Origin of the sequence: uncultured Flavonifractor sp. (assembly GCF_944383115.1) — a bacterium.
In the GTDB taxonomy this organism is placed as follows: domain Bacteria; phylum Bacillota; class Clostridia; order Oscillospirales; family Oscillospiraceae; genus Flavonifractor.
This window is the reverse complement of sequence record NZ_CALWOJ010000061.1, coordinates 1-12,902: the sequence shown is the minus strand read 5'-3', so window position 1 is coordinate 12,902 and position 12,902 is coordinate 1. Positions and strand designations below refer to the sequence as shown.

Here is a 12,902-nt window from a genome sequence, read left to right as displayed (position 1 = left end):
CCAATAATCGAGGCCACCAGCGCCTGTCCCGGAGGCAGGCCCAGAGCGGTACCGAAGGGCACGCCGCCCCGCAGCTCGATGATAGGCACCATAGAGACCAGCATGGTAAAGAACATTTCGCCCAGGTTGGTGGACGTCAGCCATTGCAGCAATTCCAAACAGAACACCTCTCAGATATCAGTTCCTATATTGTACCATATCATCCCGAAAAAGAACAATTAAAATTTCCTGAATCCTTCTTTTCTTTGGACGGTGCAGGCACTTGTTCCGTTCCTGAAACAGTGGTATAATATTTTGACTATTTTGGGGAAGCGAGGTTTTCCACATGACTTACAAAGAGGAATTTATTACCTTTATGGTGCGCTCCGGCGTACTCACCTTCGGCGACTTTACCACCAAGTCCGGCCGCAAGACTCCCTACTTCATCAACACCGGCAACTACAAGACCGGCGCGCAGGCCGCCAAGCTGGGCGACTACTACGCCGCCTGCATCCAGGAGAATCTGCCTGATGGGGTCACCTGTCTGTTCGGCCCCGCCTATAAGGGCATCCCCCTGGCGGTCACCGCTGCCGCCTCCCTGTACCGCAACTATGAGCGGGATCTGCCCTACTGCTTCAACCGCAAGGAGGCCAAAGATCACGGCGAGGGCGGCTCCATGGTGGGTTACAAACCCCAGAACGGGGACGATGTGGTCATCGTGGAGGATGTGGTCACTGCCGGCACCGCCGTCCGTGAGACCATCGAACTGTTCAAGCACGTGGCCGACGTCAACATGAAGGCCCTCATCGTGTCTGTGGACCGTATGGAGCGGGGTACCAAGGACTGCTCCACCCTGGACGAGCTGCGTGAGGACTACGGCATTGCCGTCTACCCCATCGTTACCGTCAGAGAGATCATATCTTTCCTGCATAACAAAGAGATTGACGGCAAGGTGTATATCGATGATGAAATGAAGTGCAAAATGGAAGCCTATCTGAAGGAATACGGCGCCCGGTAATTCTGGAAAGGGGGATGGGTCATGGGTACCCACGACGGCCACCGTCAGCGTTTGAAAACTGAATTTCTGGCCCGGCCGGACTCCTTCCCCGACCATAAGCTGCTGGAATTGCTCCTCTTCTACGCCAATCCCCGCAGCGACACCAATCCCCTGGCCCACGAGCTGCTGGATCATTTCGGTTCCCTGGCCGGCATATTGGACGCCTCGCCGGAGGAACTGCAAAAGGTGAAAGGTGTGGGCGAACACGCCGCCGTTCTGTTCAAGGCCGCCAAGGAATTGTCCGGCCGTTATCTCACCGCCCGCACTCAGGTGGATGATATCGCCCAAAGCTCCCGGGACTATTATGCCCTGCTCCAGCCCTACTTTTTCGGCGCCCGCAACGAGCAGACCTGTCTGCTGTGTATGGATGGCAAGCACAAGGTATTGGGCATCCGCAAGCTGGGCGAGGGAAACGTGAATGCCGTCAACATCACCATCCGGCTCATTGCTGAGGCCGCCCTTTCCCTCAACGCCTCAGCGGTGGTGCTGGCCCACAATCACGTCTCCGGCATCGCCTTCCCCTCCAGCGAGGACATCGCCACCACTGACAACCTGGCCCCATTCCTGGCCCGCATGGGAATCGAACTGGTGGACCACCTGATTTTCGTGGACGACGATATGGTGTCCCTCCGGGACAGCGGCTTTTACAAACCATGAGAACATTCTTTCGAATATCAGTTGAAATAGAACTTTTGTTCTGTTATAATTGGCCTGCGAGGTGATGGTATGCCCAAATTTGAAGTGGTAAGCGAATATCAGCCGGCAGGCGATCAGCCCGAGGCCATTGCCGCTCTGGCGGCAGGCATCGAAAACGGGTTGGATGAGCAGACCCTTTTGGGCGTTACCGGCTCGGGCAAGACCTTCACCATGGCCAAGGTCATCGAGGCGGTTCAGCGGCCCACCCTGGTGCTGGCCCACAACAAGACCCTGGCCGCCCAGCTGTGCGCCGAGTTCAAGGAGTTCTTCCCCAACAACGCGGTGGAGTATTTCGTGTCCTACTACGACTACTACCAGCCCGAGGCCTATATCCCCCATACCGATACCTTTATCGAAAAGGACTCTGCGGTAAACGAGGAGATTGACCGGCTGCGGCTGGCGGCCACCGCCTCCCTGATGGAGCGGCGGGACGTGATCGTGGTGTCCTCGGTGTCCTGTATCTACGGCCTGGGCGAGCCGGAGGACTTCGCCAAAATGATGGTCTCCCTCCGGGTGGGCGCTCAGATGGAGCGGGACGAGCTGCTGAAAAAGCTGGTGGCCATCCGCTATGAGCGCAACGACATCGCTTTTGAGCGCAATATGTTCCGGGTCCGGGGAGACACAGTAGAGATCTTCCCGGCCTACTGGAAGGACTCCGCCATCCGGGTGGAGTTTTTTGGAGATGAGATTGACCGCATCTCCGAGATCAACGTGGTCACCGGCGCCCCCATCCGGCGGCTCAACACCATCCCCATCTGGCCTGCCACCCACTACGTCACCCCCAAGGAGAAGATGGACGCCGCCATCCAGGAGATCTATAAGGAACTGGAGGAGCGTGTGGCCTTCTTCGAGCGGGAGGGCAAGCTTATCGAGGCCCAGCGCATCAAGCAGCGCACCATGTACGACGTGGAGATGATGCAGGAGCTGGGCTACTGCACCGGTATCGAGAACTACAGCCGGGTCATTGAGGGCCGCCCCGCCGGGTCGCCCCCCCACACCCTGCTGGACTACTTCCCCAAGGATTTTGTCCTCTTCATCGACGAGAGCCACGTCACCCTCCCCCAGGTGCGGGCCATGTACAACGGTGACCGCGCCCGAAAGACCTCCCTGGTGGACTACGGCTTCCGTCTCCCCTGCGCCTTTGACAACCGGCCTCTGAAGTTTGAGGAGTTCCAGAAACGCCTCAATCAGGTGGTCTATGTGTCCGCCACCCCCGGCGAGTACGAGCGAGAGCGGTCAGGCCAGATCGTGGAGCAGGTCATCCGTCCCACCGGCCTGCTGGACCCCAAGATCGAGGTGCGCCCGGTGGAGGGCCAGATCGACGACCTGATCGGGGAGATCAACGACCGCACCGCCCGGAAGGAACGTATCCTGGTCACCACCCTCACCAAGAAGATGGCGGAGGATCTCACCGCCTATCTCACCAATGCCGGCATCAAGGTGCGGTATATGCACCACGATATCGACACCATCGAGCGGATGGAGATCATCCGGGACCTGCGGCTGGGTACCTTCGACGTGCTGGTGGGCATCAACCTGCTGCGTGAAGGCCTGGACCTGCCGGAGGTCTCCCTGGTGGCTATTCTGGACGCCGACAAGGAGGGCTTTCTCCGCTCCGAGACCTCCCTCATCCAGACCATCGGCCGTGCTGCCCGCAACGCCCAAGGTCTGGTGGTCATGTACGCCGACTCCATCACCCCCTCCATGCGCCGTGCCATTGACGAGACCGAGCGCCGCCGGGCCAAGCAGGACGCTTTCAACCAGGCCCACGGCATCGTGCCCAAGACTGTCATCAAGTCGGTGCGGGACGTCATCGACCTGTCCGAGGACAAAGGCGAGCTGCCCCACTCCAAGAAGGCTCTGTCCAAGAAGGAGAAGGAGGCCGCCATCGCCAAGCTGGAGAAGGAGATGAAAGAAGCTTCCAAGAGATTGGAATTCGAGTACGCCGCCGTCCTCCGGGACCGCATCATCGAGCTGCGGGGCCAGGGGTGACCTCTTACAAGGAGGGCTGTTATCATGTACGACCGGCTGAAAAAGATCCTGCCCATTGTTTTGATCGTCATTGTCGCTGTCTTTTCCGTCCTCTACTTCTTCATTGGCCGCCAGTACGGCGTGGAGTACCAGGACGCCCTCTACTTCCCTGCCACGGAGGGCAACACCATGGTGTACTCCGCCAAGGTGGACGGTCAGAGTGCCTCCTTCACGGTAGAAGGAAACACCGTCACTTACCACTGGGGGGACACGGTCTACGGCCCCTATACCGTCCGTGAAGACCCCACTGCCGCCCCAGACGGAGAGTGGGAGTCCCTGGACCTCATCGGTGTAGAGATCCGGGAGGAGGACAGCATTCTTTTTCGGGGCGGATACACCGAAGATCTGTTTCTGTTTATACGGGAGGACGGCGAGCCTGATTCCGACCTCTTTCATGTCACCTACTCGGTCAACGGTGTCGAACACGACGCAGACGGCAATGTGGTGGACCCCCACCAGCCCAGCCTGTCCACCCTCATCCGATTCTCCCAGCTGCCCGAAGCGGACGCCCACCGGGGCAATTCCCTGATGTGGTTTCTGGGTCTCTTCCTTGCCGGGATTGCCGCCCTGCTCATTAAATTCGACGACACCCTGTTCCGCCTTCACCTGTCCTTCCGGGTCAAGTACCCGGAGGACGCCGAGCCCTCCGAGTGGGAGATCTTTTCCCGTATCTTTAGTTGGATCGCATTTACACTTCTGTCCCTCGGTCTGTTTATCGCGGGGCTCGTTATGATTAGCTGACCAAACATCATAAAAAGTGAGGTTTTTGTCATGAATTACGTCACACTTGGTAAAACTGGTCTTAAAGCTGCCCAGGTTTCCTTCGGCGGCATTCCCATCCAGCGTTCCGACGCCGCCAACACCCGCGCCATCGTGGACAAGCTGGAACAGTACGGCATAAACTTCATTGACACCGCCCGGGGCTACACCGTCTCCGAGGAGTATCTGGGCGCCGCTCTGGAGGGCCGCCGTGACAAGTTCATCCTGGCCACCAAGTCTATGTCCCGAGACAAGGACTCTATGGCCAGGGATATTGACATCAGCCTGAAGAACCTGCGCACCGATTACATCGACCTCTATCAAATCCACAACCTGCCGGAAAACGAGATCGATAAGGTCTTTGGTGAAGGCGGCGCCTGGGAAGCCCTGGAAGCGGCCAAGGCCGCGGGCAAGATCGGCCACCTGGGGGTCACTGCCCACAACATCGGTGCTTTGAAAAAGATGCTGGAGCTTCACGGCGACAAGATTGAGACCATCATGTTTCCCTACAACATCGTGGAGATCCACGGCCATGAAGTGTTGAAGAAGGCCCGCGAGATGGGCATCGGCACCATCGGTATGAAGCCTATGGCAGGCGGCAACCTGGACGACTGGAACCTGGCCCTGCGGTTTATCGCCGCTTCCGGCGTCATTGATATCTCCATTCCCGGCATGGGTTCCCCTGAGGAGGTGGATCGCAACGCCGAAGCCGCTGAGCATTTCTCCCCCCTCACCCAGGAGGAGCTGGCGGAATGCGACCGCATCCGCAAGGAGCTGGGCAACGAGTTCTGCCGCCGGTGCAATTACTGCGCCCCCTGCCCCAACGGCATCAACATTCCCGGCTGCTTCCTGATGGCAAACTACGCCCGCAAGTACGGCCTGGCCGACTGGGCCAAGGAGCGGTACGACGCCATGCCCTATCATGCCGGCTCCTGCGTCCAGTGCGGCGCCTGCGAGCGGCGGTGTCCCTACAATTTGCCCATCCGCGACATGCTGGGTAAGGTGGCCAAGGTATTCGGATACTGATATGGGGGACTGGAATGTAACCCTGGGGGTGCTTTTGACTACTTATGCCCCTTTTCTCTTGGGTATGGCCGCCTTTGCTCTGATCTGCCTGGCGGTCTGGCCCAAGCCCCCCAGACCCCTGCGTATCCTGCTGGGTGTACTGGGTACGGGGCTGCTGCTCTGGGCCCTGTGGTTTTACATCTTTCGGGAGCTGCTGAATGTATAACAAAGAAGAGGAATCAAATTTATGCTCGACCATATTTCTGTCAAAGGCGCACGGGCCAACAACTTAAAAAACATCGACGTGGACATTCCCCGGGACAAGCTGGTGGTACTCACCGGCCTGTCGGGCAGCGGTAAGTCCTCCCTGGCCTTTGACACCATTTACGCCGAGGGACAGCGCCGGTATGTGGAGTCCCTGTCCTCCTACGCCCGGATGTTTCTGGGGCAGATGGAGAAGCCCGACGTGGACTACATCGACGGCCTCTCCCCCGCCATCTCCATCGACCAGAAAACCACCTCCAAAAACCCCCGGTCCACCGTGGGTACCGTCACCGAGATCTACGACTACCTCCGTCTGCTGTGGGCCAGGGTGGGCACTCCCCACTGCCCCAAGTGCGGCAAGGAGATCCAGCAGCAGACCATCGACCAGATCATCGATCAGGTGCTGGAGCTGCCCGAGGCTACCCGCATCCAGGTAATGGCACCGGTGGTGCGGGGCAAGAAAGGCACCCACCAGAAGCTGCTGGAGGACGCCCGCAAGTCGGGCTACGTCCGCTGCCGGGTGGACGGCTCCCTGTACGACCTGTCGGAAGAGATCGAGCTGGACAAGAACAAGAAGCACAGCATCGAGATCGTGGTGGACCGGCTGGTCATCAAGGAGGACATTGCCCGCCGGCTCACCGACTCGGTGGAGGTGGCCTCCAACCTGGCCGGCGGCCTGGTTGTGGTCAACATTGTGGGCGAGGACCGGGATATCATGTTTTCCCAGAACTACGCCTGCGAGGACTGCGGCATCTCCATCGAGGAGCTGTCCCCCCGGATGTTCTCCTTCAACAACCCCTTCGGGGCCTGCCCCACCTGCACCGGCCTGGGCGCCCAGCTGAAGGTGGACCCGGATCTCATCATCCCCAACAAGGAGCTGTCCATTCTGGACGGCGCCATCACCGCCTCCGGCTGGAACAACATCAAGGGGGACTCCATCTCCCGGATGTACTTTGAGGCTCTGTCCAAAAAGTACGGCTTCAAGCTGACCACCCCGGTAAAAGACCTTCCGGCGGAGATCATGGATATTATTCTCTACGGCACCAAGGGAGAAAAACTGAAGCTGACCTATGAGCGCGCCAACGGCCACGGTACCCTGATGCAGCCCTTCGAGGGCATCATCAACAACCTGGAGCGCCGCTACAAGGAGACCCAGTCCGACGCCATGCGCCGGGATCTGGAGGACTGCATGAGCGAGCGCCCCTGCCCCGACTGCGGCGGCAAGCGGCTGCGGAAAGAGGCTCTGGCCGTTACCGTGGGAGGCATCAATATCGACACCTTCTGCCGCAAATCGGTCACAGAAGCTCTGGATTTTGTGGAACATTTGGAACTTTCCCAGCAGAAGATGCTCATCGCCGACCGGATCTTAAAGGAGATCAAGAACCGGTTAGGCTTTCTCAACAGCGTGGGGCTTCAATACCTGACCCTGAGCCGTGCCGCCGCCACCCTGTCCGGCGGCGAAAGCCAGCGCATCCGGCTGGCCACCCAGATCGGTTCCTCCCTGATGGGGGTGCTGTATATCCTGGATGAGCCCTCTATCGGCCTTCATCAGCGGGACAACGACAAGCTGCTGGCCACCCTGAAGCACCTGCGGGACCTGGGCAACACCCTGCTGGTGGTGGAGCACGACGAGGATACCATGCGGGAGGCCGACTATATCGTAGACATCGGCCCCGGCGCCGGCGTCCACGGCGGCCGGGTGGTGGCCTGCGGCACCGCCCAGGAGATCATGAACAACCCCGCCTCCATCACCGGCGACTACCTGTCCGGCCGGAAAAAGATCCCCGTACCGGAGGAGCGGCGGACGGGCAACGGTCACTTTCTTACCGTCCGCGGCGCGGCGGAGAACAATCTGCAAAATGTGGATGTATCCATCCCTCTGGGTACCTTTACCTGCGTTACCGGCGTATCCGGCAGCGGCAAATCCTCCCTGGTCAACGAGATCCTCTACAAGAGACTGGCCTGCGACTTGAACCGGGCCAAGACCCGGGCCGGCAAGCACCAGTCCATCGAGGGAGAGGAGTTTCTGGACAAGATCATTGCCATCGACCAGTCCCCCATCGGCCGTACGCCCCGCTCCAACCCCGCCACCTACACCGGGCTCTTCAACGATATCCGGGATCTGTTTGCCTCCACCCCCGACGCCAAGGCCCGCGGTTACGGTCCCGGCCGGTTCTCCTTCAATGTCCGGGGCGGCCGGTGCGAGGCCTGCCAGGGCGACGGCCTCATCAAAATCGAGATGCACTTCCTTCCCGATATCTACGTCCCCTGCGAAGTGTGTAAAGGCAAGCGATACAACCGGGAGACCCTGGAGGTACGCTACAAGGGCAAGAACATCTACGAGGTGCTGGACATGACGGTGGAGGAGGCCCTGCCCTTCTTCGAGCATCTGCCCAGGCTGTACAACAAGCTCCAGACCCTCTATGAGGTGGGCCTGAGCTATGTAAAGCTGGGCCAGCCCTCCACGGAGCTGTCCGGCGGCGAGGCCCAGCGGGTCAAGCTGGCCACCGAACTGGCCAAGCGTTCCACCGGCAAGACCATCTACATTCTGGACGAACCCACCACCGGCCTGCACACCGCCGATGTCCACAAGCTCATCGAGGTACTGCAGAAGCTGGTGGAGGCCGGCAACACGGTGGTGGTCATCGAACACAATCTGGACGTGATCAAGACCGCCGACTATGTGATCGACCTGGGCCCCGAGGGGGGCAGCGGCGGCGGCACCATCGTAGCCACCGGCACCCCTGAGCAGGTAGCCGCCTGCCCGCAAAGCTACACCGGTCAATACCTCAAACGTATGCTATAACAGGAAAAGAGCGCGCTGCCAAGGCAGCGCGCTCTTTTCCTGTTATAGGTACCCAACTATGTCAGGACGGACACTATTTTGAGATAAGCTCTGCGGTAGAGCAGCAGCGAAGCGCCAAAGGCCAGTACCTCCGCCGCCAGGAACGCAAGCCATACCAGACCGCCATCCAACGCTCCAAACACCAGAGCCGCCGGAAACAGCAGGATCACCTGACGCAGCAGGGAGATGAGCAGGCTGGCATTGGCCGAACCCAGGGCCTGCAGGGCGGAGCAGAGGATGATGGACGCGCCGGCAAACAGAAACGACAGGGAGATCAGGCGCAGCGCCGCCGTACCCGCTGCCAGCAGCGCGCCGTCAGCGTCAAACAATGTCAGCAGCGGTCCGGCCAAAATCAACAGGAAAACAGTCCCAACCGCCATAATGGCCGCCGTCAGGATCATGGCAAAGCGTACCGTACCGGTAATACGCGCTCTGCTCCTGGCGCCATAATTAAAACTGATAATGGGAACCAGCGCATTGTTCATACCATACAGCGGCATAAAAATAAAGGATTGGATCTTGTAATAGGCACCCAGAATAAATACGCCGAAGGGTGTGAACAGCGGCAAAATCAAATTCATGCCCACTGTCATCACACTGGAGAGCGACTGCATGAGGATGGCCGGAAAACCCACCCGGAACATGGTGCGTATGATTTCTCCATTGGGACGGAACCGCCGGAAAGACAGCGTGATCAGCCGGCTGCGGCGCACCATCCAGAAGCTGGCGGCAAGGCCTACCATCTGCCCCAATACGGTGGCCAGGGCCGCTCCGGCCACCTCCATACGGGGGAAGGGGCCAATGCCAAAGATAAACAGCGGGTCCAGGATCAGATTGACCACCGCCCCGATCCCCTGAATGATCATGGGCCCCACCGTATCCCCCGTGGCCTGGAGGGTACGCTCACCGGCAAACTGCATGCACACGCCGATGGACAGGCCGGTCACAATGGAAAGGTACTGCACACCGTAGTCGATCTGCTGCGGCACATCGGAGAACAGGGACAGGAAAGGCCGGGCAAAGGTCACGCCCAACACCATAAAAATCAGCCAGCAGGCAAAGTAGACAAAGTAGCCGTTGGCCGCCACCTGGTCCGCCTCCTCCTGCCGCCGCTGACCCAGGCGGCGGGCCAGCAGCGCGTTGAAGCCCACGCCCACGCCCACACATACCGAGATCATCAGCATCTGCACAGGATACACCAACGCCAGCGCCTCAAAGCCGTCCCGGCTCAATCTGGCCACAAAAAGACTGTCCACCAAGTTATACAGCGCCTGGATCAGCATGGACAACATCATAGGCCAGGACATATTGAGCAGCAGCCGGCGTACCGGCATCACCGCCATCTTGTTCTCTTCCATTGGATCTCCTCCTGTTGCTCCATCCAAAAAATCGGGGCGCGCTTACGCACGCCCCGATCTGTATCCCTCAGCGGCGTGGCAGCCCGCTGAGGTTGATTTGCTTTTTCCTGTCTGGTCCGCAAAATACCATTCAGGCGTGGACCGTCTCTTCCCGCTCCACTTCTTTGGCCTGGGCCGACTGCCGGGCCAGGGCCCGGGCGTTGGCCAGCATCAGCTTAATGCGGTTTTCCTGGTTGATCTTGGTGGCGCCGGGGTCATAGTCGATGGCCACAATGTTGGAGTTGGGATAGTCGTCCTTCAGCTTGCGGATCATGCCCTTGCCCACAATGTGGTTAGGCAGGCAGCCGAAAGGCTGGGTACAGACGATGTTGGGGGTGCCGGAGTGGATCAGCTCCAGCATCTCGGCGGTAAGCAGCCACCCCTCCCCCATCTTGTTGCCCTCGCCCAGGTAGCCTTGAATGAGCCGGCGCAGATCCTGGAAGGTGCCGGGAGCCCGGAATCCGCCCCGCTTCATGGCGTCAATCATGGCCCGCTGGCACTTCTCCACATAGTGGCGCAAGGCGGCGCAGGCGGTCTTTTTGGCCCACTTGCCGCCGTAGATATCCACGTCCACTTCCCGGTTGTAGATCTTGAAGATAATAAAGTCGGTAAGGCCGGGCACCACAGGCTCCGCCCCCTCGGAGAGGAGGAACTGTTCCAGGTTATTGTTGCCCAGAGGGGAGTATTTGATGTAGATCTCCCCCACCACGCCCACGCGGACTTTAGGCTCCCCGGCCACGGGGATGGCCTTGAAGGCGGCCACAATGTGGTCAAAGTTCTCCACCATGCTCTTGAAGGACAGGCCCTTGCCCTTGCTCATCTCCTCCAGCAGGTGGTTCTGTACCGCTTCGATGGTCTGCTCCGTCTGACCGGCCTGCACCTCATAGGGGCGGACCTGGTTGGCGGTCTGCACAATGATATCACCATACATCAGGCCGAAAATAGCCTTACGGATGATGTCCAGATTCAGCTTGAAGCCGGGATTATGTTCCAGGCCGGACAGGTTGAGGGAGATGACAGGAATATACTCCAGTCCCGCCTTTACAAGAGCTTTCCGCAGCAGGTGGATGTAGTTGGAGGCACGACAGCCGCCGCCGGTCTGCGTGATGAGCAAAGCCACCTTATGGGGATCGTACTTGCCGCTCTTTACCGCGTCGATCAGCTGGCCGATGACCAGCAGGGCGGGATAACAGGTGTCGTTGTGGACATACTTCAAACCTTCATCCACAATGTTGCGGTGATTGGTGGTGAGCATTTCCAGCTTATAGCCCTCCCGCTCCAAAACGCGGGCGATCAGGCCGAAATGGACAGGCAGCATGGTGGGAAAGAGGATGGTATACTCCTCCTTCATCTCCTTGGTAAACAGGAGGCGGCCCGTCTTGTCATAAATCAGTTCTGCCATAGTAACGATGGTTCCTTTCTCAGTCCTGGTGCTTCCGGGCGTCCATAGCCGCCATCAGCGAGCGTACCCGGATGGTGACTGCCCCCAGGTTGCTGATATCGTCGATCTTCAGCTGGGTGTACAGCTTACCGCCATTCTCCAGGATGTCGCGCATCTCGTCGGTGGTAATGGCGTCGGTACCGCAGCCAAAGCTGACCAGCTGCACCACCTGCATGTCGCTCTGGGTACACACATAGCGGGCGGCGTTGTACATCCGGGACTGGAAGGTCCACTGATTCAACACCTTTCGGGGGGCGTAGCCCTCCAGATAGCTGAGGGCGTCCTCGGTGACCAGCACAAAACCGAAGGAGGTAATGAGATCGTTGATGCCGTGGTTGATCTCCGGATCAATGTGGTAGGGTCGGCCGCAGGCCACAATGATGGGCATATCATGGGCACGGGCGTATTCGATATAACGTTTGCCCGTCTCCCGCACATCGTGGAGGTAGGTGTCATAGGCCGCGTAGGCCGCCTTGGCAGCCGCCTCGGTCTCCCGTCTGGGGATATTGAACTCCTCCTCCATGATTGCGGCAATGCGCTTGGTGAAATCCTTATGGCGCCACAGGCCCACATAGGGATCCAGGAATTTGGTCTGCTTGAGCAGAGGCACGTTGGCGGCCAGCAGTTCTGGATAATAGGCCACCACCGGGCAGTTGTAGTGGTTGTCACCGATGCCCTCATCGTTGTTGTAGGACATGCAGGGATACCAGATGGCGTCCACACCCTCCTCCACCAGGGCCTCCACATGGCCGTGGAGCAGCTTGGCGGGATAGCACACCGTATCCGACGGGATGGTATGCTGGCCCTTCAGATAAAGTTTGCGGGAGGACTCGGGAGACAACACCACCTCAAAGTTGAGGCGGGTAAAGAACTCAAACCAGAAGGGCAGGTTTTCATACATATTCAGGCCGAAGGGGATGCCCATTTTCCCCCGGACGCCGTTACCGGCCCCCTTGCCGTGGAGCGCCCGCAGCCGCTTATACTTATAGTGCATCAAATCGGGGTTCTCGGTGCGTTCCTTGCCCAGGGGGCGGGAGCAGCGGTTACCCGAGATGAACCGCCGACCGCCGTCAAAGGTGTTGACGGTGAGGGAGCAGTGGTTGGTACACAGGTTGCAGGTTACAGGCCTGGCAGTGTGGGAGAAGGTCTTTAAATCCTCCGCCGTCAGGATGGAACTCTTCTCCAGATGAAGGTCCCGGGCGGCCAGGGCCGCGCCGAACGCGCCCATAATACCCGCAATGGTGGGCCGAGTCACATTGCGGCCCAGCTCCAGCTCAAAGGCCCGGAGCACCGCGTCGTTGTGGAAGGTGCCGCCCTGCACCACGATGTGCTTGCCCAGGTCGTCGGCGGAGGCCGCCCGGATGACCTTGTAGATGGCGTTTTTTACAATGGAGGTGGACAGGCCCGCGGAGATGTCCTCCACACTGG

At 59.3% G+C, this 12,902-nt stretch carries 10 protein-coding genes; 7 read left to right on the top strand and 3 right to left on the bottom strand.

The annotated features are described in order from the left end of the window. Positions 1 to 325 precede the first annotated feature (325 nt). From pyrE to uvrA, 7 genes are all read left to right on the top strand, one after another. Complete coding sequence (gene pyrE, locus Q0K43_RS07575; protein ID WP_297289949.1) at positions 326 to 997, top strand: orotate phosphoribosyltransferase; 672 nt, start codon at positions 326 to 328, stop codon at positions 995 to 997. Between the two features lie 21 nt (positions 998 to 1,018). Further along, entirely contained in the window at positions 1,019 to 1,693 is a 675-nt protein-coding gene (gene radC, locus Q0K43_RS07570; RefSeq protein ID WP_297289948.1) for a JAB domain-containing protein, read from the top strand. 69 nt (positions 1,694 to 1,762) lie between these two features. Then, positions 1,763 to 3,724, top strand: coding sequence for an excinuclease ABC subunit UvrB (gene uvrB / locus Q0K43_RS07565; protein WP_297289947.1), 1,962 nt, complete (start codon positions 1,763 to 1,765; stop codon positions 3,722 to 3,724). Positions 3,725 to 3,748: 24 nt separating this feature from the next. Further along, entirely contained in the window at positions 3,749 to 4,504 is a 756-nt protein-coding gene (locus Q0K43_RS07560) for a hypothetical protein (RefSeq protein WP_297289946.1), read from the top strand. 30 nt (positions 4,505 to 4,534) lie between these two features. Then, positions 4,535 to 5,548 carry an aldo/keto reductase gene (locus Q0K43_RS07555; protein WP_297289945.1) on the top strand — a complete coding sequence of 338 codons (1,014 nt, stop codon included), beginning with the start codon at positions 4,535 to 4,537 and terminating at the stop codon, positions 5,546 to 5,548. A gap of 1 nt (position 5,549) precedes the next feature. Then, positions 5,550 to 5,753, top strand: a complete 204-nt coding sequence (locus Q0K43_RS07550; RefSeq protein ID WP_297289944.1) for a hypothetical protein — start codon at positions 5,550 to 5,552, stop codon at positions 5,751 to 5,753. Positions 5,754 to 5,774: 21 nt separating this feature from the next. After that, on the top strand, positions 5,775 to 8,597 hold the full coding sequence (gene uvrA / locus Q0K43_RS07545) for an excinuclease ABC subunit UvrA (RefSeq protein WP_297289943.1): 2,823 nt from the start codon (positions 5,775 to 5,777) through the stop codon (positions 8,595 to 8,597). 56 nt (positions 8,598 to 8,653) lie between these two features. On the opposite strand, the gene Q0K43_RS07540 is transcribed toward uvrA, so the two are convergent. The 3 genes from Q0K43_RS07540 to Q0K43_RS07530 all read right to left on the bottom strand — a co-directional run. Beyond that, entirely contained in the window at positions 8,654 to 9,994 is a 1,341-nt protein-coding gene (locus Q0K43_RS07540) for an MATE family efflux transporter (protein ID WP_297289942.1), read from the bottom strand. A gap of 130 nt (positions 9,995 to 10,124) precedes the next feature. Then, on the bottom strand, positions 10,125 to 11,435 hold the full coding sequence (locus Q0K43_RS07535) for a 2-hydroxyacyl-CoA dehydratase (protein WP_297289941.1): 1,311 nt from the start codon (positions 11,433 to 11,435) through the stop codon (positions 10,125 to 10,127). 19 nt (positions 11,436 to 11,454) lie between these two features. After that, positions 11,455 to 12,902, bottom strand: a 1,448-nt coding sequence (locus Q0K43_RS07530; RefSeq protein WP_297289940.1) for an acyl-CoA dehydratase activase-related protein, incomplete at its 5' end; no start/stop codon positions are given.